A 24244-nucleotide genomic window follows, 5' to 3' on the forward strand; every position below is an offset into this window, starting at 1 on the left:
TGTAGCTTATACTGAAAACTATAATAGTATTCAATTTGAAAGGTAGGCAAAGTAATCATGACTCACATGCAAGATACAATTATTGAAGCATTCAACTTTAGACATGCAACAAAACGGTTCGACGCAACAAAATCAATCAGTGATTCGGAATTTAATACAATTCTCGAATCAGGACGACTTTCTCCGAGTTCACTTGGACTTGAACCGTGGAAATTTGTAGTTATACAAAATAAAGCACTCCGTAATAAACTAAAGGAAATCAGTTGGGGCGCACAGGGACAACTCGATACAGCAAGCCATTTTGTATTAATTTTAGCGCGCAAGAATGTCGTAGCTAAGTCTCCTTATGTACAGCATTTATTACGTGAAGTGAAACAATATAGCCCAGAGTCGATTCCTGCAACAGAAGAAAAATTTGATAACTTCCAAACAGGTTTCCACATCAATGACAATGAACGTACATTATTGGACTGGGCGCGTAAACAAACATATATCGCATTGGGTAATATGATGACAAGTGCTGCTTTGTTAAATATAGATTCATGTCCGATTGAAGGATTTGATTTAGACGGTGTAACAAAGTTATTATCAGATGAAGGTATATTAGACGAAGCAAATTTTGCACCATCCGTTATGGTTGCTTTTGGGTATAGAGAGACGGAACCAAAGCCAAAGGTTCGCCAATCACAAGCAGACGTTATTGAATGGTTAGAATAGTTCGTTTAGCCAATTATTTTAGACATACTTAATAATGATAAGACCTATGATTATTAAGTATGTCTTAAGTTGGTATATTTGATATTGGATAAAAAAATTAAATTTCTAGTATATTAAGTTAGTTTGAATTTAATAAAAATAAAATCAGCTGGGACTTCAAATACGTCTCAGCTGATTTATTGTTGTGTAAATAATAGGATTTGTTTAACCTTATTTAAAGGAAACACGCATTAGACTTTATAAATTATTGCCATTAGTAGCTATAACGTTTTTATACCAATCAAATGAGTCCTTCTTGATTCGTTGTTTGCTACCATTTCCATAATCGTCTTGATCGACATAGATAAATCCATAGCGCTTTGACATTTCACTCGTGGACATTGAAACTAAATCAATGGGACCCCAAGCTAAATATCCGATTAAGTTCACGCCATCTTGAATTGCTTTTTTAGCTTCAGTAATATGTTGTTGTAAATAATCTATACGATATTGATCATGAATTTGATTATCTTTTACTTCATCGACAGCACCTAAACCATTTTCAACAATAAATAATGGTTTGTGGTAGCGATCCCAAAATTCATTCAATACGATTCTGAGACCAACAGGGTCAATTTGCCATCCCCAATCAGAAGCTTCTAAATAAGGATTTTTTAAACTGTTCATCAAGTTTCCATTTGTTGTTTTACCTTCAGGTTCTGTTGAAGACAGTAGTGACATGTAGTAACTAAATGAAATATAATCTACGGGATATTGTTTGATAATTGCTAAGTCAGCATCAGTAATCTTCAAAGATATGTTATTTTCTGCTAAAAATTTGTTGAAATAATTAGGATACTCACCATTAGCTTGTACATCTGTATATAATAAATTAGCTTGATTATCTTGTTGTGCTTTTAATACATCATCAGGGTTACATGTATTAGGATAATGTTTCATTCTAGCTAACATACAACCCATTTGTGCATTAGGAATAATCTCCTTTAACTTTTTAGTTGCTAATGATGAAGCTACAAATTGGTGATGTAATGCTTGATATGATGCAGATAGAGGATTATCTTCGCGGTCAGATAATATGCCACCACCTGTGTATGGTGAAAGATTGATGATATTGATTTCATTAAATGATATCCAATATTTAACTTTGTCTTTATAGCGTGTAAATACTGTTTCAGCATATTTTACAAAGTGATCAATTACAGCTCTATCTACCCAGCCATTGTATTTTTCAGTTAGGCCAATAGGTGTTTCATAGTGACTTAACGTTACAACGGGCTCTATATTATATGATAATAATGTATCAAATACTTTGTCATAAAAGGCGAGGCCTGCCTCATTAGGTTCTGTATCATAACCATTAGGGAATATACGAGACCAATGTATCGACATGCGAAACGCTTTGAAACCCATCTCAGCAAATAAAGCAATATCTTCTTTATAAGTGTGGTAAAAATCAATGCCGTCACGTTTAGGGAAACGGCCTTGATAATTTGAATTTTTGATTTGTTTAATTTTGTCAGAAGTAATTTCCATCTCATTATCTTTAGTGCGTTGTGACTTAGGGATAAATTCTATAAAGTCCGCTGTAGACATCCCTTTACCATCTAAATTATAAGCACCTTCAATTTGATTGGCTGCAGTTGCTCCTCCCCATAAAAAGTTATTTGGAAAATTCAAGTTCATTTGCTTCATTGTATTACCTCCATTTATTAATATGATAAGTCCTCACCGTTCGAATTAATTACGTTTTGATACCAGTAAAATGAATCTTTGCGAATACGATTTAGCGAACCATTACCTCGATTATCTCTATCAACATAGATATAACCATAGCGTTTTTTCATTTCGCCACTGCCAGCAGAAACGATATCGATACATCCCCATGATGTGTAGCCAAGTAATGGAACACCATCCTTTACTGCTTCTTTCATCTGTGTTAAATGTTCACTTAAATATTTAATACGGTATGAATCGTGAATTTTTCCATCTTCAGACACCTCGTCAATTTCTCCTAATCCATTTTCAACGATAAATAGAGGCTTTTGATATCGGTCATAAATTTGATTCATAGTAACTCTCAAACCAACGGGATCGATTTGCCATCCCCAATTTGAAGCTTCTAAGTATGGATTTTTTAAAGAAGCGAAAGCATTGCCTGCCTCTTTATGCTTATTGACTTCATCATCACCACTTTCAAGTCTACTTGAATAATATGAGAATGAAATATAATCAACAGTATACTGTTTTAATAATTCATCATCACCTACAGCTTTGTTTATGTTGATGCCAAGTTCATCGAAAAGACGTTTACTATAGCTTGGATACTCGCCGCGTGCTTGTACATCAATGAAAATATACTGTTCTCTATTTTTCTTAAGTGCAGCCATGATATCTACTGGGTTACATGTATTAGGGTAGACATCGCCAGCTGCTAGCATACAACCGATTTGATTGGTAGGATCAATCTCTTTTGCAATTTTTGTTGCAAGACTAGAAGCAACTAGTTGATGATGTGCAGCTTGATACATGATTTGTTCTTTATGATCGGTATCCTTGATAATTAAACCACCACCGATATATGGAATGTGTAATATCATATTGATTTCATTATGTGTAATCCAATATTTAACACGCTTGCTATAGCGTTTAAAAAGCACAGTTGCATAATTTACAAAGTAGTCAATGGTTTGTCTGTTATACCAACCACCATATTGTTCTGCTAAATAGTAAGGTGTATCAAAGTGGTTGATTGTCACAATGGGTTCTATACCATAATGCTCAAGTGTGTCAAATAACTCATCATAGAAAGCTAAGCCATCTTCATTAGGCTCACTCTCATCGCCATTCGGGAAGATTCTTGGCCATGAAATAGAAAGTCGTAAAGCTTTAAATCCCATTTCAGCAAATAATTTAATATCTTCTTTATATCTATGGTAAAAATCAATAGATTCATGACTAGGATAATAATCAAATTGTTGATTAAGTGCATTTGCAGGGTTAAATAATGGTTCCTTGCGTTCATCACCAGCAGGTAATAAATCAACTAAACTTAACCCTTTACCATCAGCTTTATAAGCGCCTTCAACTTGATTAGCAGCGATTGCGCCACCCCATAAAAAATCTTTATTTAATACAGACATATAGAAACCTCCATTTTTTGTTTTTAATAAATAATAGCGAATAAATCATCTTGCTTATTAAAATGTGCTTTACTTTCAATGATGACATCCTTTGTAATATTAGAGTTTGTGACTACAATCATAACGGTATCATCAAAGTTTTGTTTTTGAATTATCTGACTATCAAATTCAATTAATGGCTGTCCGGCAACGACAGTATCACCTTGGTTTACTAATGCTTTAAAGCCTTGTCCGTCTAATTTCACAGTATCAATACCAATATGAATAAGTAATTCTGTACCGTGTTTTGATTTGAGGCCTATAGCATGACCAGTAGGGAATAAACTTTCAACTGTTGCATCAAAAGGTGCAATAATTGTATTGGATGTAGGCTTAATGGCAATACCTTTACCCATTGCTAAAGATGAAAACACTGGATCATTTACTTGTTCTAGTTTAATCATATCGCCAGATAATGGTGCCTTTACGAAATCATCTTTAACAATATGTTGTAGTTCAGTTTCGCCGTTAATAGGAGAAGTTACATCTTTTGTTTTACTATCTTTAGAATCTGAAACCTCTTGTTCCTGTTCATTTTTATCTGAATGGACAATGTATCCCACAATAAGACCAACAATTAATGCCAATGCGGTAGCTAAGACTGCAATCCAAACTGAAGAATCTAAACCGGCTTTACCAATAAATGTTGTATATCCAAAGATTCCTAAACCACCCATAAAGTATAGTTTAGTTCCAGCAAACCCAATTAATCCGCCAAAGATACCTGCAACGATACAACTATAGATAAACATTTTCTTTCTTGGCAAAGTAATACCGTAAATTGCTGGTTCTGTTACACCAAAAATACCTGATATTGCTGCGGGTAGTGAAATGGATTTTAATTTTTTATTTTTAGTTTTTAAGAAAATACCAAACACAATTCCAGTTTGTGCAAATGATGCTGCAAAAATAAGTGGATTAATAATGTCGAATCCAGTCGTAGAAACATTGTTAATCATGATGGCTACGAGTCCCCAATGTAGACCGAAGATGACAAAGATTTGCCAAAAAGCACCTAATAAAATACCGGCTAATACTGGACTTAGACTATAGATAGCTAAAGCACCTGATCCAATCCAGTTTGCTAGCCAAGAAGAAACCGGCCCAATCACTAAAAAGGTAACAGGTACGATAATTAATAATGTGAAAAACGGTACGAAAAATGTTTTAATGACGTCCGGAATAATGACCTTTAGTTTCTTTTCAAGTTTTGCTGCGAAAAACACTGCAAAAATAATTGGAATTACACTTTGTGTATAAGTCATAGAAATAATAGGTAATCCAGCAAATGTGAGACTAGATTGTACTTCGAATATTGAACCAGAGAATAGGGTAGTAGCACCTTTTGCGCCTAATTCCATTGCAGAAACTAAAGTAGGATATACCAAGGACGCACCTATTGCCATACCCAAAAATGGATTCGCATGGAATTTCTTAGCTGCAGTTAACCCTAAAAATATTGGGAAAAAGTAAAATAAAGCATCTCCAATAGCAAATAACACTTGATATGTCCCAGATTTTTCAGTAACCCATCCTAAAGCTAAAAATAATGCTGAGAAACCTTTGATCATCCCGGCAGCTGCCAATACACCAAGAAGTGGTTGGAAGATACCAGAAACTAAATCAATAAAGCGACTAAGTACACTGCCAGAACTAGCTTGTTGTTGCGACTCTGATTCTTCGTCTTGAATATTTGCCACGTGGCTGACAGCTTCGTATACTTCGGGTACATGATTGCCGATGACAACTTGATACTGTCCTCCCGATTTCATGACTGTAACAATGTCATCATGTGATTTAAGGAAATCTGTATTTGCTTTAGATTCATCCTTTAATTTAAAACGTAGTCTTGTAATACAATGTGTTAACGATAGAATGTTATCTTTCCCTCCAACATTATCGACAATAGTTTGTGCTAAAGACTCATATTTCATAGAAAACCACCCCAGTTTTTAGTATGAATTTTTAAAAAATAAGTTACAGCTATTAGGTGTATTATGGCCATGTAATACGCCTTACTAGCTTTAAAAGAAAACAAAAAAACTCAGAATAAAACACAGATGAATACAAATTCATCATGTTATACTCTGAGTTTTGCCTACTTAAAGTTACAACCTCAAACGCCAAAATAAGCGCCAAAAGTAACAATTAATATTAATTTGAAATAAGTATAGCGCTTAATGACAAAGATGTCAACGCTTACATTTTTATTTTACTAATCTGGCGATGTGTAAAATAAGGTACACTCTTTCATCAATTGATAACGAATGTTTATAATTTTTTAGCAGAAAATCTGAAATTTTGTCAACGCATTGATCTGATGTAGGATGCTTTTGACGAAGCGAGGTTAATAAACTTTCATCAGTAACTTCATTTAATGCTTCGTTGTTAAGTAATCTCTGACTAAAGAACTTCAGATGAGTCATGAATCTAGAATAATTCAATTCGTCTTCATTGATGTGTAAGTTAAAATGATATCTAACAATATCAATAATATTTTTTGTTATCTTCGTAATTTCATAAATTGTACCAATTTCTTCATCAAGACTTGCATTAACAATATGCATTGCAATAAAACCTGCTTCATCTTTCGGGAGCTGAACCCTAAATTTTTCTTTAATGATATCAAGGGCAGTGACCCCAATTTTAAATTCATTTGGATAAAGTTTTTGAATTTCATAAAGTAAAGGGTTCTTAATTAAATGTCCCTCTGTCGTACGTTTAATTGCATAATCAATATGATCGGTTAAAGCAATATAAACAGATTCAGCAACAGGTGTTTCATATAATTGGTTGGCAGCAGTTATAATTTCTTGAGTAGTAATTAATACATCTTGATTAATTTCTTGGAGTAACTGCAACATGCGTTCCTGTTCAATACTAGTTAAACGGAAGACCTTTTCTATTTTATCTTTTTCAATCAAATCACCATTACACTTCCCAAATGCAATGCCTTTGCCCATAATAATGCGCTCTTCGTGATTAATTTTCGATATAATAACATTATTATTCAATATTTTTGTGATTTTCATCTAATAAATCACCCCTGACTGATTTAACATCCCTATAATATATTTATATATTAAATATAGATGCAGTATTATGTTATGTCAAAGTGATTTATTTGATTAAATTGTATATAAATTACTGAATAGTAGAATTATTTTATATACTAGTGCGTATAATTATGGTATGAATAGAGCTTTAAATCTTTAGAAATATAAATCATACATAGCAAGAGATAAAGAATATTGAAATCAAATTTTGATGGTATGTTCTAGGTAAATGAACAATTTTAATACGAAGTAGTATAAATAAGCCACCCCAAAAGTTTGAGTTGCATATTTAGGGTAGCTATCTATTGTAGAATTTTATATGAAGTTTTATCCTGGGACACTTGATTTATCACTATGAATCGTAATATTAAATCCTTCAGGTGATAATAGTCTTGTGTAATCGGTATTTGGTTTATATATATCTATACTAGTTAGCCCTAATGTGGCATTGTTCTCTGTTCTGAGTATACTTGATTGCCAAGTGTTAGCGGCTATATGGTGATGATAATGTTTAGTTGACATGAATAGTGCATTTGGTAACGTAGAAACAAGTTCTAATCCGAGTTGTTCTACATAAAATTGATAAGCTTTACTGATGTCTACTGTTTTTAAATGTAGATGGCCAATTTTTGCCCCGTTAGGAAGTCCCTGCCATCCAGCTTGTGATTGTTCAGAAAGCAAGTCGTTGACATCCACGGCGAGAGTATCCATTTTTACCTTTTGCTCTTCCCATTGCCAAAGTGTAGCATCACGGTCTTGATATACTTCAATGCCGTTACCTTCAGGATCATTAAAATATAGTGCTTCACTAACTAGATGGTCACCGCCACCGACTTGAATTCCTAATTGTGTAATATGATATAAAAAATCTGCTAAGTCACTTCTACTAGGCAAAAGGTATGCAATATGAAATAGTCCACTTTCTTGAATGCTAGGTTGGCGGCCATTTGATAGTTCATTTAAAGTTAGTGTGTGACCGCCGTTACCAACTTTAAAAGTAATGGAAGTTGTTGATTCAACTATCGCTTCAAATCCTAAAAATTCGCGATAAAAGTGAATCATTTTGGTTAAATCATTTACGTTTAGTGTGATATTTGTTACTTGTGTGGCATGTTCGTCATGAAAGGTCATATGTGCCTCCTAAAATTCTTCTTGTATTTATAATGGTTACAAGTAGATATTAGTATAAAAAGTATATTAGGTCAATGGAAGAGACTCAATATATTTCAAAATAAGCAACTTTCTATTTATAATTGTACTATAAATAGAATTATAGGGAGTTGTAATATGAAACGCTATCATTTTAAAGAGAACTTTTTTAGTGCTTCTAAATCAGCAATTGAAGTGTTTAATGAACGAGAGGAAGCGGTTTTTTCATTAAAGTTATTTTACAAGTCTACGTCACAAGAAGCGTTTGCATTATTTGGTCATCAGAAGCATAACTATGAAATTACGGATGGTCAAGATACGTATCGTGTCATTCAAGAGAAAACGATAAGTGGCACAATAAAGACACCGTTTAAGACGGTATGGCAAGTTGAGAAAAATGGCGATGTAATAGGCGTGTTTCGTACGAAAATTGGCATGAAACCAACTATGCTTTTTGAAGGTGCAAAAGGTGATGTTCTTAAGTTTCAATCTGGATTTATTTCACGCAGTGTTAAGGTGACTGAAGGTAATAATGAAATTATGCAAACAAAGTCAGAACGCTTTAAAATTGCCTCACAACACGATATTGATATCGCCAGTGAAACATATCACCCTGCAATGCTTATTCTATTATTCCAAGCATTTTACGAATATCAAGAATATCAAAGAAAGCAATCTAATTAACTTGAACTTATCAACGTGCAAGTTACACCTCGTTCCAATGAATCCTGAAGATTACAATTATGTATCTTTATTGTAAATAAAATAATTTTTTTAAAAATTAAGATTAAAATGGAATACTTAGGGAAAGTGATTATCGACATCTTATTTATAGTATATAAATTTTATGAATTCATTACATTTATAATATTTAGACTTCTGTTTTAATGTTTATATTATACAACGGCGAATTCACATGTTACATAATCCAATGTAGATTGTTTATTACTATATGTAAGATAATTATTTTTTTAATAAGGGGAGGTAATCACATGACTGATACAGCTATGCCATTATTATTAAAAGTGATCGATTTATTAGCAAAAATTTATGGTTAAGTTAAGCCAGCAACAACAGATAAGAGGCCGAGAAATTAATCTCGACCTCTTTTTAATGAATTTATTGAATTAACCTGCATATACGTCCTGATATTCTGAATGTTTTTCTATGACATTTTTAGCAAATGGACAAGTCGCAACAATTTTCAAATTGTTCTCACGTGCATATTCAACGACACTTTGTACCAATTGTGATCCAATACCTTGTCCACCCATTTCATCAGGAACTCCAGTATGATCAATATCGATTTGATTATCATTTAATTTTTTGAACGTAATCTGTGCTTGAGGATTATTTTCATCTTCTCCGATATAAAACTTATTTGTACCTTGCTTGATTTCAGCCATACAATCACTCCTCATAGTAGTTTGTATTATATAAATATCACGTTTAGTGTATTTGTAAACAAATCTTTCTTCTCTCGATGACTAAATGTGTGTTTTAAAGATATTTAAAAATTTAATAATAGGGATTGAAATATAAAGAAAATAAGTTTATAGTTTAAACGTAATAATTTCGATTTGGAGGCGTAGGCTTTGAAAAAAAGTTTGAAATATATAGTGCTACTAGCTGTGATTATGTTGCTAAGTGCTTGTGGCAATCTTGATAAAGATAAGAATAAAGATGTGAGTACCAAGAATAAATTAGAAATTTATACGACAGCGTATGCTTTTCAAAATTTAACTGAACAAGTGGGAGGAAAATATGTTGATGTAAAATCAATTTACCCTGCAGGTGCAGATATACATTCCTTTGAACCCACTCAAAAAGATATGATTAAAATTTCAAAAGGGGATTTATTTTTATACTCTAGTGATGAAATGGATCCAGTAGCTAAAAAAATTGCAAAATCGATTAATAATAAAGATTTAAAATTACCATTGGCTGATAAGTTGAAAAAGAATGAAATTTTAGCTGGGGAAGAACATGATCATGAAGGTGAATCACATGATGAACATGCTAAGCATGAAGAAGGTAGCAAAGATCCTCATGTGTGGTTAGATCCCGTATTAGATAAGAAATTTACAAAGGAAATAAAGGATACTTTGATTAAAAAGGATCCAAAACATAAAAAATATTACGAAGATAATTATAAAAAAGTAGTTAAAGATATAGATGGTATTGATTCACAATTAAAATCAATTACTGAAAATCCAAAGCGTGATACTGTAGTGATTTCTCATGATTCAATAGGTTATTTAGCGAAACGTTACGGTTTTAAACAAGAAGGTGTAACGGGTATGAATAATGAAGAGCCTACGCAAAAACAATTAATGAAAATCGTTAAAAATATTAAAAAAACAAAGCAACCTTATGTTTTATATGAACAAAATATTTCATCTAAAGTGACAGATGTGATTAAAAAAGAGACCAATACAACGCCAGTAAGTTTCCACAATATGGCAACATTAACAAAAGCAGATAAACAGAAAAAGGGTATTTCATATCAATCGTTAATGAAGAAGAATATTAAAGCATTAGATAAAGCATTGAATAAATAATAGATTGTCGCGCACATGTTTACTTTATAAGTAGCGTTCGAGCGTGATTAATCATAGGTATTTCATAGAGCCAATCTGTAATCCAGTATTGGCTCTATTTTAATTGAGATAAAATAGTGATTGAATATAAAAAATATATTTTTATTTTTTTAAAAATTCTATGTCCTACAACTGATTGTTTAATGCTATGATGTTGATAGATAAACAAAGTGGGAGTGGTAGATATGTATCATGTTAAAAAGTTGATGGGATTGGCAATTGCTGTAACATTGTTATTGGCTGCTTGTGGACCTAAAGAAGAGAAAGACACATTTAAAGGGGATGCATCTGGAGTTGATATGAAAGTTACACTCACGCACAAAGGTGATAAAGTAACTAAGGAAAACATTCGTTCAACGATCAACTACAAAGATTTAGGTCTTAAGAAGGATGATATGAAATCTTTATTAGAATCTGAAAGTGAAAAATATCAAGATATTAAAGGTGTTTCAGAGAAGATAAAATATTCAGACGGTAAGGCTGTTGAAACTGTAAAAATTGATTTGGAAAAAGTTGATTTAAAAGAGTTGAAGAAAATTGCTCCAGAATCATTCTCTGGTGATACGAAAAATAAACAAGTAAGTTATAAAAAGACTAAGAAAGCTTTGAAAAAAGCAGGATTGAAACAAGTGACAAAAGATTAAATTTTTAAGTAGCATCTAGAACATAAATTCCAAATAAAGCACTCAGATGAATGAATTTAATTTATCTGAGTGCTATTTTTTATATTACGTATTGTTGGCTCGCTTTCCTAGGGGACAGCTTCAGCCTGTAGTCTTCAGCTTGTCCTGTTCCCTTAGGAGTCTCGCCAAAATACTGCTTAATGCAATAGTGTTTTACATTAAGATATCTTAAAAAAGGCAATTTCTATATTATTTCAATAGAAATTGCCTTTTGCTTATCTAAGCACGCGGTACTCTAGATATTTTAGTGATTTATCACATTTTAATCATATCTAATATAGGATACGGTTGTATTATAGTATTCTTCGAAACCATGGATGCCATCTGCGCCACCTAAACCAGATTCTCGCCAACCAGCATGGTAACCATTGACGACTTCTTCTGCTTCGCAATTGGCATAAACTTCTCCAAATTTTAATGTTTCAGTTGCTTGCATAATTTGTTTTAAGTTTTCGGAGAAAATATAAGAAGATAGTCCAGCATTCGTATTATTAGCTTCAGCTATAGCTTCATCGAAGTCTTCGTATTCGATAACAGGTATTACCGGACCAAATATTTCTTCTTTAAATGCCTCATCTGTTGTTTGGATATGATCTAAAATTGTTGGCTCATAAAAATAACCTGCGCTGTCTATTTTCTTACCACCAGTTACTAAAGTAGCGCCATTTTTAACTGCATTTTGAACTTTATCATCAATACTATCTAATTGACGTTGATTAATAATTGCACCATAGTCCGTATTATCATCAAATGGATCGCCGACTGTGAGTTGTTCCATTTTAGATTTCAGTTGTTCGATAAATGAATCGTGTATTGATTTGTGGACAAATACACGTTCAGGACAAGTACATACTTGTCCAGCGTTATTGATTCTTGCTGTCACGATGTAATCTACAGCTTTATCTATATTGGCATGTTCAGTAACGAGTACAGGTGCATTACCACCAAGTTCTAAGTTAACTTTCTTAACTGTATTGGCACTTTCTGCATAAACAGATTTACCAGCTTTCATACTTCCTGTAAGAGAAATAAGTTGGATATCAGGGTGTTGTGCTAACTGCGTTCCTACTGTATTACCAGTGCCTGGAACAATTTGAATAAGTCCTGCAGGAATTGTAGAATCACGTAACAATTCAGCAAGTTTCAATGTGATTAGTGTAGTCTCTTCACTTGGTTTAATTACTGCGGAACAACCTGTAATAACAGCTGGAATAATTTTGCGCATTAATACTAATATAGGTGCATTCCAAGGTACGATACCTGCTGTTACACCGATAGGTTTTTTCGTTAGTAGAATAGTTTCGTTTTCTCTACTATTTTGTAGAACTTCGCCTTTATTTGAAAAGCTTAAGCTCGTCATATAGTCAATAAAATGTATTGCCTTGTCTATTTCACCTTTTGCGGAAGCTAAAGTCTTACCTTGTTCTTTTACATATAATTCTGCCAATGTGTCTTTATGTTCTTCTAATAATGGTATTAATAGCTTAACATGTTCAGCACGTTTGGGTTGAGGTACCTTTTCCCATTCTAATTGTGCCTGTTTAGATTTTTCTATAGCATCGTTAACTTCTGATTGAGTGGCAAAAGTGATTGTATCTATTTTTTCACCTGTTGCAGGATTAATAACGTCCATTGTGTCTTGTGATTGACTTTCTATAAATTCATTATTTACAAATAATTTATTCAATATTGACACCTCCACACTCTACTTCTACCACTTATTGAAGTTATGAAAACGAAAGAATTAATTTTCATAATAATTACAATATTTAATTTGAAGTATAAGTATTATTGGGAAATGCTTTTATAGAGCGTTTTTTAATTGATGGTATATTTTTTATACTTAAAATGTTGACTTCTAAAAACGTCAGCGTTATAATTATCTCGAAATCGAAATAAATTGAAAGTTGGTGATGTGATGGAACGAACGACAGAGTCATTGAATGCATTTATTGGATTGAATAGAACGACTGATCATTTAGAACAAATTGTTAGAGCAGATGTACAGCGTTATGGATTGAATGTAACTGAATTTGCAGTGCTAGAACTCCTATATAGTAAAGGTGAACAACCTATTCAGAAAATTGGTAAACGCGTACTTATTGCTAGTAGCAGTATCACTTATGTAGTAGATAAACTCGTTGAGAAAGGCTGCGTCGAAAGAAGAAGAGATGAGCAAGATAAACGTGTAACTAAAGCGGTATTAACCAAACAAGGTCATGAAATGATGGAACGAATTTTTCCTGAGCATGCAGCAACAATAAACTCAACTTTTGCAGTGTTAACAGACGAAGAATTAGCAATATTACAGCAAGCATTAAAGAAATTAAGTGCTCAACCTACAGAGGTTTAATGCACTTAATATTTTTAAATAAAATTACTTCGAAATCGAGATAAAATTAAGGAGCGTGTTTGATTATGACAAACAATCAATTATTAGGAATCCACCATGTTACAGCGATTACAGATGATGCTGAAAGAAACTATAAATTTTTCACTGATGTGTTAGGTATGAGACTTGTTAAAAAAACAGTGAACCAAGATGATATATATACGTATCATACATTCTTTGCAGATGATGAAGGTTCACCTGGAACAGATATGACATTTTTTGATTTTCCAAATATTCCAAAAGGTAAGTCTGGCACTAATTCAATTACCAAACCTTCATTCAGAGTACCGAATGATGCAGCATTAAGTTATTATGAACAACGATTCAATGACTTTGGTGTGAAACATGATGGTATACAAACTCTATTTGGTAAACAGGTTCTTCCTTTTGAAGAGTCAGATGGTCAACATTATCAACTCGTATCAGATGAACATAACAGTGGTGTGGCACCAGGTAAACCATGGCAAAACGGACCAGTTCCAACTGATAAAGCAATTTATGGCTTAGGCCCTATCGAAATTACTGTCAGTTACTTTGAAGATTTTAAGAAAATATTAGAACAAATCTATGGTATGAAAACAATTGTGGAAGAACAAAACGTTGCACTTTTAGAAGTTGGAGCAGGAGGTAATGGTGGTCAAGTTATCTTGAGAAAAGACACAACAAGTAATGAAGCAGTGCAAGGTTACGGAGAAGTCCACCATGTATCATTTAGATTGAAAGACCATGAAGCTATAGCACAATGGGAAGAAAAATATAAAGAAGTTGGAATTGGTAATTCAGGATTAGTAGATAGATTTTACTTTGAAGCACTTTATGCACGTATTGGTCACATCTTGATTGAAGTGTCTACTGATGGTCCTGGATTTATGGGTGATGAACCGTATGAAACATTGGGTGAAAGTCTATCATTACCACCATTTTTAGAAAACCAACGTGATTATATCGAATCAGAAATTAGACCATTCAATACTAAACGCTAAAAAATAATGACATGTCAAAAGGAGTGAACGTTATGGAAGCAATACAACACATTCATCATATTTCAGCAATCGTAGGAAACCCAGAAGAAAACATTGCATTTTACAGAGATATTTTAAATTTAAAACTAATTAAAAAAACTGTGAATTTTGATGATCCAGGCACTTATCATCTGTATTTTTCAAATAATAATGTAGATAACGGTACGATATTAACATTTTTTAATTGGCCAAACGAACATGTGGGGCGTACTGGTAATGGACAAGTTGGTACTATTGCTTTCAGAATACCCAAAGGAACTTTAGAGGTATGGAAACGACACTTAATGGACCAAAATATCACAGTTACGGTTACCACATTATTTGGACAGTCAACATTACAATTCAATGATGTACACGGTTTATCACTCGCACTTGTTGAGGATGACCAAGCATCGACTAATCGTGACATAATAGGGTTTCATGGTGTGACGATGTTAACTGAAAATCCACAAGCTACACTTGCAACTTTAGTAGAAGATATGGGATTAGAGCAAATTGGTGAAGACGCATCGTATATTCACTTAGCTACTGTAGGTGATTGGCGTCATCATGTCATGATTAAAAAAGAAGGTCCAGCAAATCGTGTGCGCTTTGGAGTGGGCGTTGTGCATCACATCGCATGGTCTGTACCTGATAATAAAGCACATAGCGCATGGCAAGCAAAAATGATTGGCAAAGGCTATCATGTTACTGAAGTGAAAGATCGCAATTACTTTAAAGCAATATATATGCGTGAACGAGGTGGTATTATATTTGAATTTGCAACTGTAGGTCCAGGATTTACAATTGATGAACCATTTGACAAATTAGGTGAGCAATTAATGTTTCCACCACAATATGAAGATCGTAAGGAAGCATTGTTACAACAATTACCACCAATTCGAATTTAATTATGCAGTTTAAAGAATACGCACAAATAGAAAGGAAGAGGATTTGTATGGAACACATTTTTAAACAAGGAAAGCCTGAAGCGCCTACGTTTATTTTATTACATGGCACAGGTGGAGATGAAAATGATTTAATGCCTTTAGCTGCGGCACTAAATGCGGATTATAGTGTATTGAGTATTCGTGGTGAAGTTTCAGAAAATGGCATGAATCGTTTCTTTAAACGTCATGGCGAAGGGCAATATGACGTAGAAGATTTAAAATATAGAACTACAAGATTGGCAGCATTTATTAAAGAAGCGGCTGAAAAATATGGCTTTGATGTGGAACAATCAATTCCGGTGGGCTTTTCAAATGGTTCGAATATTGCTATTAGCATGATACTAAATGAGTCTATAACGTTTAAGGCGGCATTATTATATGCACCATTATATCCATTAAATATAACTGAAGATAAGGATTTAAGTCATATGAATGTGCTACTTTCAATGGGTGAAAGAGATCCAATTGTGACAATGGATGCTAGCAAACATGTTATAGAATTATTTAAGCAAACTGGGGCAAACATCACCGAAGTATGGGTGAATAGTCATGAATTAACTCAAGCGGGTGTTATAGCTGGTCAGAAAGTAATAATGAATAGTTAAGTAAAAAAAGAAGTTGCATAAACATCACCTGATACAGTAGGTATGATGTTTGTGCAATTTTTTTGTAAATATTTAATAACAAGTGATAAATTCAAAATTTCGTAATTCAGTACAAAGTTGGCTATAATTTAAGCTAGAGTAATGATGTTTGAATTAAAGGAGTACTTAATATGACAAAAAATAGTGCATTAATTGTAATGGATATGCAAAATGGTATTGTTAATGGGATAGAGGACAACGCAGGGGTAATTAGAGCTAATCAACAAGCGATAGCTGATGCGCGAACACGACATATACCTGTTATTTTCGTTAGAGTCGCTTTTACAGGTGATTATTTAGAAGTTTCTGAGAATAATAAGATGTTTTCACAATATAAAGCAAGTGGACAACCGATGTCGAAAGAAGCTACGTCCACACAAATTATTAATGACTTACATGTAGAAGATACGGATCCTGTAGTTGTGAAACATCGATTAAGTGCATTTACCGGAAGTAATTTAGAAGTGTTACTTCGTGGTATGAATATAAACCACATTGTATTGACTGGAGTGAGTACGAGTGGGGTTGTCTTATCTACAGCGGTAGAGGCAGCGGATAAGGATTTCCAAATTACGATATTAGCAGATGCTGTTACTGATAATGATCAATACAAGCATCAGTTTTTAGTGGATAACATATTAACAAGATATGCAACAATCGATCATACGACAGAATGGTTGAATAAATGATAAATAAAACCCAGTCAATGAACTTTTCATAAGTTCATTGACTGGGTTTTTTGTTGTTGTCTTTATGACTTTGAGTTGTTTACAAGGTTAGATTGATTTGAGTCCACACGTTACATTAAGCCTATAATTTTCATCCATAATGAACCTATACCAAGCCAAACGATGAAATAGAAAATGGCTAGAATCGCGTTCATTGTCCACCAACGATTTTGAGTGACGTAGCCAGCTGAATATAAAATAGGAGCTGGACCACTACTATAATGTGTTGTTGAAGCCATTAAGTTACCAAAGAAACCGAGCATTAATGCACTATAAAGTGGTGGCGCACCAGTTGCAATTGCTACACCAAGTAAAGCAGAATACATTGCGCTTACATGTGCAGTCGAACTTGCAAATAAGTAATGTGAGTAGAAGTAGAATAATACTAAGATAATAAGTACGATTGGCCAACTTAAGCCACCTAAACTACCTGAAATAGATTTACTTAACCATGGAATAAAGCCAAGTTCATTTAATTGATTAGCCATCATAACGAGTATTGAGAACCATACTAAAGTATTCCAAGCGCCCGTTTCATTCAAGATATCGGACCACGCTAAAACACCTGTTATTAATAATAAGGATAATGCAATAAATGCAGTAAGCGTTGCATCGATATGAATTACGCTACCTAATATCCATAAGATTAATGCAATCAAGAAGATACCAATCATGAATTTTTCACTCTTACTCATAACGCCCATTTCATCTAATTCATTTTGAGCCCATGATTTAGCATTCGGTGTTTCTTTGATTTCCGGTGGATATAATTTATAAATTATAAGTGGAACAAGCACTAATGAAAGAATCCCTGGAACCAACGCAGCTAAGAACCAGCTCATCCATGAAATTGTTACGCCTTGATGCTTTGCAAGTGACTGTGCTAGTGGATTACCCGCCATTGCAGTTAAGAACATTGCTGCAGTAATCAAATTACCGTGAAATTCTGTGAATATTAAGAATGAACCCATTTTACGTTGTGTACCGTCTTCAGGCTTAGAGCCAAAAGAACGAGATAAAGCATTGATAATAGGGAACATGATACCGCCTGCTCTAGCAGTATTACTAGGTGTTGCGGGTGCTAAAATTAAATCCACACCAATTAAAGCATAACCTAAGCCTAATGTTTTCTTACCAAATAATTTAACAAATTGTAAGGCGATACGGCGACCTAAGCCTGTTTTAACGAAACCTCTAGAGATAAAAAAGGCCATAGCGATAAGCCAAATACTACTGTTACCAAAACCAGCTACAGCAGTATCGATTTTTACTGTACCGGTCAACACGGTTAGTGAAAAACCGATTATTGCTACTGCACCAATTGGTAAAGGATGAGTGATACAACCGATAATGGTAGCGACGAATATCGCAAACATATGCCAAGCTGTTGCATCAACACCATCTGGTCTAAAAGGGGTAATTAACCAAATGATTATGCCAACCAAGATAGGTACGATAAATTTCTTGTAATTAATACTTTGATTCACAATGATTCACCTTTCTTTACTTTCTATATTTTGGGGAGTGAAAATTGAATTTAAGATTGAACCTATCCACTATCTATGAAAGTGAAATTATGTATGATCCTGTGGCAATATAATTTCAATACTTCAATAGAGTCATCTCATTTCGAAAATAAATGTTGATTTAATAAAAAATTCATAATAATTATAGAATTATGAAACCCTATTGTAAAGGTCTGAAAAAATAGTTGTATACGTTATAATGTCAAAGCATAGAAGGGATACAACGATAGTATACAGTGCAATGTTCTCGCATTTAATTGTGACAATAATGTTAAATTTAATATATCAATATAAAATTTAATATTCATTTAAATTTTAAATGAAAAAATAATGTTAGAAACCATTGATTGAATTTTATTACTTTGGGTAGATAATGAAGGTTCTTTAAATGCGTCAATTGAAATTTTTTGGTAGGATATTTTCTTAATGCATTTTTGGGAGTAAAAGTAAAAATGCAAATGTGAAGATGTTTAACTTTATAAATAGAGAGAGGGAGTAAATGTGTCTTTATTAAATTTGCCATTAATGTTAGTGATTGTCATATTTTTAGCGTTGGGTATATTTAGTCAATGGTTTGCCTCGCGAATTAAATGGCCATCTATTGTTGTAATGGCAATTGTAGGGTTATTGGTGGGGCCGATATTTGGCTTGATAAATCCACAAGAAAGTTTAGGAGAATCTGTGTTTAGCCCTTTGGTATCTTTAGCGGTTGCTATAATACTATTTGAAGGAAGTAGTAATTTAGATTTTAGAGAGCTCAAAGGGATATCGAAAGCAGTGATACGCATTATTACTATTGGTGCAATTATCGCTTGGGTATTGGGAGCCGTTGCATTGCATTATGTTATTGGTTTTTCATTGTCTATATCCCTAGTTTTAGGAGGACTGTTTTTAATTACAGGTCCTACAGTGATTCAGCCACTATTAAAACAAGCGAAGGTGCGTAAAAGTGTAGATTCAATATTAAGATGGGAAAGTATTATCTTAGACCCTATAGGTCCTATGTTAGCATTAGGGGCTTTCTATATCTTTGAAATTATGGAACAAGGTTTCAATTTACCTATTTTATTCAGTTTTATATTTAGGTTAGGTGTAGCGATTATTATTGGATTTGCTGCATCATATCTATTTATGTGGTTAATTAAACGAGATTTAATACCACAAAATTTAATGCCACCTATACAGTTGGTATTCATTTTACTTATATTTGCGATATGTGATGAATTTTTACCAGAATCTGGATTACTTGCAGTTACAATATTTGGTTTGATGATGGCTCGAATGAAACGTCATGATTTAATATTTAAGGAATCAGATCATTTTATAGAAAATACATCATCCATAATGATATCTACAGTATTTATTTTAATTACATCATCATTAACACTAGATGTCTTGAAAAATGTAATCTCGTGGCAGCTCTTTGTATTTTGTGCAATTATGATTATTCTAGTTAGACCTATTTCGGTTCTACTGGCAACGATCAATACAGAAATTTCAAAGCGTGAACGAGCGATGGTGTCAATGATGGCTCCAAGAGGTATTGTAGTGTTAACTGTAGCTCAATTCTTCGCAGGTTTATTTGTGGAAAAAAATACACCTATGGCGGAATATATCACGCCTGTGACCTTTGGACTAGTATTTGTTACAGTGGTGATTTATGGATTTAGTTTCTTGCCATTAAGTAAAGTAATGAATTTATCAAGTACTGAACCACCTGGTGTAATCATCGTTGGTGAGAGTGAATTTTCATTCCATTTAGGTGCGAAATTACGGGAACATAATATACCAGTGATGACGTTTAATTTATTTGATAATACATCAAAACGTGCAAAAGATTTAGATTTTGAAGTATTTGAAGGGAATTTATTATCAAGTGGCGACCGTATTTATGCAGATATGACAAGGTATAATAAATGTATACTGATGACACAGTCTTTTGTCTTTAATAGTTTAGCATTTAATGAGTTAGTACCAGAGTTTGGATTGAATAATGTAGATATAATGCCAGTGTCATTCAGTGATGAACATGCAAGAACGAATTTAGATGGACCAATTCGCAATCATATTTTGTTCGATTGGAACTTTACTGCACATTGGTTTAATCGATTTATAACGCAGCATAATATTTTAGAATTACCTATCGAACAGAAAGATCAATTAACGGAAAATGATATGATTCTTTATCATATTAGCACTAACAAAGTAGTTACGTTTAAACGTATTAACAATAAATTATTAGAGCATGAAAGTGGTACGATTGGTTATTTAAAGGATGCATATTTACATCAAAATATTTAAATAAAATACTCTAGTTCGCTTGAATTTGAAAGAAACGATAGCGATTAAGGTTTGAATACTATAAATTAAGCCAGTAAATGATTATGTGAACACTCATTTGCTGGCTTAATTGCATGTCGGAACGTTTTATTAGGAGCTAACATCTGAAAATTGAATCTTCGAAACGTGTATTACTTTCACAGGAATCTTGTTAAACGCATATCACATTTTAGTTATCTACAGTTTTACAATGTCATACTGCAAAAATAAGACACCTTCGATTACTTTAGTTACTAACTCTAAACTAAAATAATTAGGTGTCTTAAGTATAAAATGATTAGTTAGCTCTCTTTAAAAAACTGTACTTATAAATGAGTTGTTTAATAAAGATGAGATGATGATTAGATAATTTATTCATTGTTTATTGGACGAAGCGGTCGTGCATAAGTTCTTTTAAAATATTTATTTTTTCTTGTATTTTTTCACCGGTATTAGTGTCACGAATCTTTTTACGTTTTAGTTCTTTATCGACTACACGGCGAATTGATAATTCGTCTGCACCATTTAATAACACATGTTTCTTTGAATTAAAATGTTGATGTGCAACAAGTTGCATACCAAATGAATTATAAAGTAATGTGTAACCTGCAATGCCAGTTGTAGATTGATAAGCTTTAGAAAAGCCGCCATCAATAACAATCATCTTACCATCAGCTTTGATAGGATTTTCACCATCGATTTCCTTTACTGGCGTGTGACCATTAATGATATGGCCTTGCTCTGGATCTAGGCCAAAGTTTTTAAGCATCTTTTTACACATATTAACATCTTCACGTAGATGATAGTAAGGATTTTTTGTTTCTTTATGTGCTGATTTATCCGCAATAAAGTAACGCTCAAATGTAGTCATCGCTCGTTTACCGAATAGTGATGAATATTTTCCTGTCCATAGATACCACACAAGATCTGTTGCTAAATCATCTTGAATATCTTTGTGATCAAAGCTTTGTCTAACATATGCTTCAAAGTGATCTAACAATTCTCTACCGTAATATTTCACACCGTCAATCGTCATTGATTCCATCTCACCATGTTCATCAACAGGAATACAACCATGAATGAGTAGATTACCATTATAAGGTAAATATAATGTGCCTTTTTGCATTAAGAATGTCATATGGCGTTTTAGCTTTTCGGATTGTTGTACGGATAATAGTAACTTGTCCATCACTTCTATTTCTTCGTCGATAAGTTGATTTGGATTTTCAGGATCAATAGTTTGGAAGCATGTGTGTTCTAATGGATATGTTTTGCCATAGAGTGTTGCTTCGTTTTTATCGTAATCAATACTTTCAAGCACTAAGCGTTCTTCCATTTCAAAGTTTGGTCTTCTCTTAATAATAGGTGCCTCTAATTTAAATTGAATAATGGCAATTGCTTGATGGATTTTTGTGATTTGCTCTAATTCTCTGTCTGATAAACCTTCAGAATTTTTAGGTTTAAAGGCTTTGTTCGTACCATCATAATATTTCTCAGCCAATGTTAGTAAAGGTCGCAAGTTAATTCCATAGGCATCTTCAATAATGTCTAAATTGTCATAACGTGCACATATACGCAATAAATTGGCTAGGCAAACTTTAGAGCCAGCGTATGCGCCAATCCATAAGACATCATGGTTTCCCCATTGAATATCGACTGAAGGGTAGTTAATGAGTGTTTCCATAATTTTATCTGGATCTGGACCACGATCATAAATATCTCCTACGACATGCAAATGGTTTACGACAAGATGTTGTACAGTGAATGATAAGCCAATAATTAAGTCATCTGATTGTTCTAAATCAATGATTTGGTTTATCAATTTATCATAATATGATTTCTTGTTGTTATATTTATTGCTCTTATATAATAATTCTTCAATAATAAATACATAATTTTTAGGTAATGATTTACGTAATTTTGTACGTGTGTATTTAGATGAAGCATATGTGATTAATTTGATTAGACGATTAATCGTAGTGATATACCATTCATTTAATTCTGATTTAGAATTAAAGCTATTTTTAATTAGGTTCAACTTTTCCTCAGGGTAATAAACGAGAGCAGCAAATTCATTAATTTCTTTGCGTGTCAATGTATCTTGGAAGATATCATTAATTTTTGATCTAACATTGCCTGAACCGTTTCGGAGAACGTGTTGGAATGATTGGAATTCACCGTGTAAATCACTGACAAAGTGTTCAGTGCCTTTAGGTAATTCTAATATAGATTCTAAATTTATAATTTCTGTTGCTAATTCTTCTTTATTGTTAAATTGTTCTGCAAGTAAATCTAAATATCTGCTCTTTACGCTTTTATCTGTTGTTCTTGGCATTATTAGTGTCACTCCAGTTGATTTATTTTCATTAAAAACACTACTGCAAGCGTTTTCTTTATTTGTAGTATATTGTAGCATTAAATGCGCTATCTGTGTCTAGTTCATATTATATTATGAAAGTAGGATAAATTCTAAAATATGAATTGGAAAATGTGTTTTTTAGAAAAGGCTAATGATTATAGTGAAAATGGTCGTATTATCAAGATAATCTGCGTTTTAAAACACTTATGTTACTCAAATATAAAAAATTGGCTATTTTGTATAAAGGTATTGCGAAATATATTATTTATACCGATGTAATTAGTGTTTTAATCCCTTTTTAGTGTATAATTACAACGATTGTTTTTGCGTCTTTGAATGCCTTTGTTACGGCTTTTAAGCTGCTGATTTGAAAAAAACAGGAGAATTTTTACAAAAAAATGTCTTAGAGTACTTTAAAAATTCTAATAATTTTGTATAATAAATGCATGTAACAAAATTATAAGGGAGTTATTTTTTCTGTTTACATTTGGGGTGACATATACTGATTAAATTATAATGTAGTGGAGTGGACTTATTACTTAATTTTTTCAGTAGTAGTTTTAAATCATACTTTCCTTAGAAATATAGTGTGATGCAATGTGTCAATTAAATAAGGGGTTATTGGGCGCATACATTTCATTATATATTTATTGTTACTATGATTTAATTAGGTGGTTTTACTATATACATAGTAGTTAACGTTAGTATCATCATACTATCATGTATGAATTATTGTGAAGGTTATTTATATTCTTTGTGTAAGGGTCAGGCTTTATTACATTACCATATATTCCGGAGTCTCATGTCAGCGAAGGTTGTGTAATAGATTGTAACGGAACGTTTACGCATTGGGTTAATATAAAATGCACAATAAATATTAACGTTTAAATCACATTTTTTAGTGTCTTTTTATTTAGAAAGGATAAGTCGCAGAGACATAT

The 24244-nt window shown here is 32.9% G+C and carries 19 protein-coding genes; 10 read left to right on the forward strand and 9 right to left on the reverse strand.

Going from position 1 to position 24244, the window contains the following annotated elements:
* Window positions 1-57: 57 nt before the first annotated feature.
* Window positions 58-717, forward strand: a complete 660-nt coding sequence (locus tag JN168_RS02100) for an NAD(P)H-dependent oxidoreductase (protein ID WP_229366544.1) — start codon at window positions 58-60, stop codon at window positions 715-717.
* A 237-nt stretch (window positions 718-954) separates the two neighbouring features.
* Here the strand turns inward: JN168_RS02100 and JN168_RS02105 are convergent, their stop codons facing one another.
* From JN168_RS02105 to JN168_RS02125, 5 genes are all read right to left on the reverse strand, one after another.
* Window positions 955-2409, reverse strand: a complete 1455-nt coding sequence (locus JN168_RS02105) for a glycoside hydrolase family 1 protein (RefSeq protein ID WP_042740306.1) — start codon at window positions 2407-2409, stop codon at window positions 955-957.
* 17 nt (window positions 2410-2426) lie between these two features.
* Complete coding sequence (locus JN168_RS02110) at window positions 2427-3857, reverse strand: 6-phospho-beta-glucosidase (protein WP_042740305.1); 1431 nt, start codon at window positions 3855-3857, stop codon at window positions 2427-2429.
* A gap of 23 nt (window positions 3858-3880) precedes the next feature.
* On the reverse strand, window positions 3881-5830 hold the full coding sequence (locus tag JN168_RS02115; RefSeq protein ID WP_229366545.1) for a beta-glucoside-specific PTS transporter subunit IIABC: 1950 nt from the start codon (window positions 5828-5830) through the stop codon (window positions 3881-3883).
* Between the two features lie 273 nt (window positions 5831-6103).
* The gene (gene licT, locus JN168_RS02120) at window positions 6104-6928 is read right to left on the reverse strand and encodes a BglG family transcription antiterminator LicT (RefSeq protein WP_042740303.1); all 825 of its coding nucleotides are present in this window, start codon (window positions 6926-6928) and stop codon (window positions 6104-6106) included.
* Between the two features lie 351 nt (window positions 6929-7279).
* Window positions 7280-8083 carry a VOC family protein gene (locus tag JN168_RS02125; RefSeq protein ID WP_042740302.1) on the reverse strand — a complete coding sequence of 268 codons (804 nt, stop codon included), beginning with the start codon at window positions 8081-8083 and terminating at the stop codon, window positions 7280-7282.
* Window positions 8084-8239: 156 nt separating this feature from the next.
* Here JN168_RS02125 and JN168_RS02130 point away from each other — a divergent pair, with 156 nt between their 5' ends.
* Window positions 8240-8785, forward strand: coding sequence for a tubby C-terminal domain-like protein (locus JN168_RS02130; RefSeq protein WP_042740301.1), 546 nt, complete (start codon window positions 8240-8242; stop codon window positions 8783-8785).
* 443 nt (window positions 8786-9228) lie between these two features.
* Here the strand turns inward: JN168_RS02130 and JN168_RS02135 are convergent, their stop codons facing one another.
* Window positions 9229-9507 carry a GNAT family N-acetyltransferase gene (locus JN168_RS02135; protein ID WP_042740300.1) on the reverse strand — a complete coding sequence of 93 codons (279 nt, stop codon included), beginning with the start codon at window positions 9505-9507 and terminating at the stop codon, window positions 9229-9231.
* A 189-nt stretch (window positions 9508-9696) separates the two neighbouring features.
* On the opposite strand from JN168_RS02135, the gene JN168_RS02140 reads away from it, so the two are divergent.
* Window positions 9697-10662 (forward strand): metal ABC transporter solute-binding protein, Zn/Mn family, encoded by a 966-nt coding sequence (locus JN168_RS02140; protein WP_229366546.1) that lies wholly within the window; start codon window positions 9697-9699, stop codon window positions 10660-10662.
* Between the two features lie 224 nt (window positions 10663-10886).
* Window positions 10887-11345 (forward strand): DUF1307 domain-containing protein, encoded by a 459-nt coding sequence (locus tag JN168_RS02145; RefSeq protein ID WP_042740298.1) that lies wholly within the window; start codon window positions 10887-10889, stop codon window positions 11343-11345.
* Window positions 11346-11646: 301 nt separating this feature from the next.
* Here the strand turns inward: JN168_RS02145 and aldA are convergent, their stop codons facing one another.
* Entirely contained in the window at window positions 11647-13074 is a 1428-nt protein-coding gene (aldA, locus tag JN168_RS02150) for an aldehyde dehydrogenase (protein ID WP_042740528.1), read from the reverse strand.
* Window positions 13075-13302: 228 nt separating this feature from the next.
* On the opposite strand from aldA, the gene JN168_RS02155 reads away from it, so the two are divergent.
* From JN168_RS02155 to JN168_RS02175, 5 genes are all read left to right on the forward strand, one after another.
* Window positions 13303-13737: a MarR family winged helix-turn-helix transcriptional regulator gene (locus tag JN168_RS02155; RefSeq protein WP_042740297.1), complete on the forward strand. Its 435-nt coding sequence runs from the start codon at window positions 13303-13305 to the stop codon at window positions 13735-13737.
* A gap of 65 nt (window positions 13738-13802) precedes the next feature.
* Window positions 13803-14759, forward strand: coding sequence for a ring-cleaving dioxygenase MhqE (mhqE, locus tag JN168_RS02160; protein WP_042740296.1), 957 nt, complete (start codon window positions 13803-13805; stop codon window positions 14757-14759).
* Between the two features lie 32 nt (window positions 14760-14791).
* A complete protein-coding gene (locus tag JN168_RS02165; protein ID WP_229366547.1) occupies window positions 14792-15688 on the forward strand; it encodes a VOC family protein in 897 nt (298 codons plus the stop codon).
* A 47-nt stretch (window positions 15689-15735) separates the two neighbouring features.
* On the forward strand, window positions 15736-16332 hold the full coding sequence (gene mhqD / locus JN168_RS02170; RefSeq protein WP_042740294.1) for a methylhydroquinone degradation carboxylesterase MhqD: 597 nt from the start codon (window positions 15736-15738) through the stop codon (window positions 16330-16332).
* Between the two features lie 170 nt (window positions 16333-16502).
* Entirely contained in the window at window positions 16503-17060 is a 558-nt protein-coding gene (locus JN168_RS02175; RefSeq protein ID WP_042740293.1) for a cysteine hydrolase family protein, read from the forward strand.
* Window positions 17061-17170: 110 nt separating this feature from the next.
* On the opposite strand, the gene JN168_RS02180 is transcribed toward JN168_RS02175, so the two are convergent.
* Window positions 17171-18586 carry an anion permease gene (locus tag JN168_RS02180; RefSeq protein WP_279526133.1) on the reverse strand — a complete coding sequence of 472 codons (1416 nt, stop codon included), beginning with the start codon at window positions 18584-18586 and terminating at the stop codon, window positions 17171-17173.
* Window positions 18587-19150: 564 nt separating this feature from the next.
* Between JN168_RS02180 and JN168_RS02185 the strand changes: the two genes are divergently transcribed.
* A complete protein-coding gene (locus JN168_RS02185) occupies window positions 19151-20926 on the forward strand; it encodes a cation:proton antiporter (RefSeq protein ID WP_182475102.1) in 1776 nt (591 codons plus the stop codon).
* Window positions 20927-21326: 400 nt separating this feature from the next.
* On the opposite strand, the gene JN168_RS02190 is transcribed toward JN168_RS02185, so the two are convergent.
* Window positions 21327-23279 carry a fructose-1,6-bisphosphatase gene (locus JN168_RS02190; protein WP_229366548.1) on the reverse strand — a complete coding sequence of 651 codons (1953 nt, stop codon included), beginning with the start codon at window positions 23277-23279 and terminating at the stop codon, window positions 21327-21329.
* Window positions 23280-24244: the final 965 nt, after the last annotated feature.

It is taken from the genome of Staphylococcus gallinarum, assembly GCF_029774255.1.
GTDB classification, from domain to species: Bacteria; Bacillota; Bacilli; order Staphylococcales; family Staphylococcaceae; genus Staphylococcus; species Staphylococcus gallinarum.

Coding starts and splice junctions, on each gene's coding strand:
- JN168_RS02155 (WP_042740297.1), top strand. CDS start 13,303: ATGGAACGAACGACAGAGTCATTGAATGCATTTATTGGATTGAATAGA.
- JN168_RS02115 (WP_229366545.1), bottom strand. CDS start 5,830: ATGAAATATGAGTCTTTAGCACAAACTATTGTCGATAATGTTGGAGGG.
- JN168_RS02135 (WP_042740300.1), bottom strand. CDS start 9,507: ATGGCTGAAATCAAGCAAGGTACAAATAAGTTTTATATCGGAGAAGAT.
- JN168_RS02110 (WP_042740305.1), bottom strand. CDS start 3,857: ATGTCTGTATTAAATAAAGATTTTTTATGGGGTGGCGCAATCGCTGCT.
- JN168_RS02190 (WP_229366548.1), bottom strand. CDS start 23,279: ATGCCAAGAACAACAGATAAAAGCGTAAAGAGCAGATATTTAGATTTA.
- JN168_RS02165 (WP_229366547.1), top strand. CDS start 14,792: ATGGAAGCAATACAACACATTCATCATATTTCAGCAATCGTAGGAAAC.
- JN168_RS02100 (WP_229366544.1), top strand. CDS start 58: ATGACTCACATGCAAGATACAATTATTGAAGCATTCAACTTTAGACAT.
- JN168_RS02105 (WP_042740306.1), bottom strand. CDS start 2,409: ATGAAGCAAATGAACTTGAATTTTCCAAATAACTTTTTATGGGGAGGA.
- JN168_RS02185 (WP_182475102.1), top strand. CDS start 19,151: ATGTTAGTGATTGTCATATTTTTAGCGTTGGGTATATTTAGTCAATGG.
- JN168_RS02130 (WP_042740301.1), top strand. CDS start 8,240: ATGAAACGCTATCATTTTAAAGAGAACTTTTTTAGTGCTTCTAAATCA.
- licT (WP_042740303.1), bottom strand. CDS start 6,928: ATGAAAATCACAAAAATATTGAATAATAATGTTATTATATCGAAAATT.
- mhqE (WP_042740296.1), top strand. CDS start 13,803: ATGACAAACAATCAATTATTAGGAATCCACCATGTTACAGCGATTACA.
- JN168_RS02145 (WP_042740298.1), top strand. CDS start 10,887: ATGTATCATGTTAAAAAGTTGATGGGATTGGCAATTGCTGTAACATTG.
- mhqD (WP_042740294.1), top strand. CDS start 15,736: ATGGAACACATTTTTAAACAAGGAAAGCCTGAAGCGCCTACGTTTATT.
- JN168_RS02175 (WP_042740293.1), top strand. CDS start 16,503: ATGACAAAAAATAGTGCATTAATTGTAATGGATATGCAAAATGGTATT.
- JN168_RS02125 (WP_042740302.1), bottom strand. CDS start 8,083: ATGACCTTTCATGACGAACATGCCACACAAGTAACAAATATCACACTA.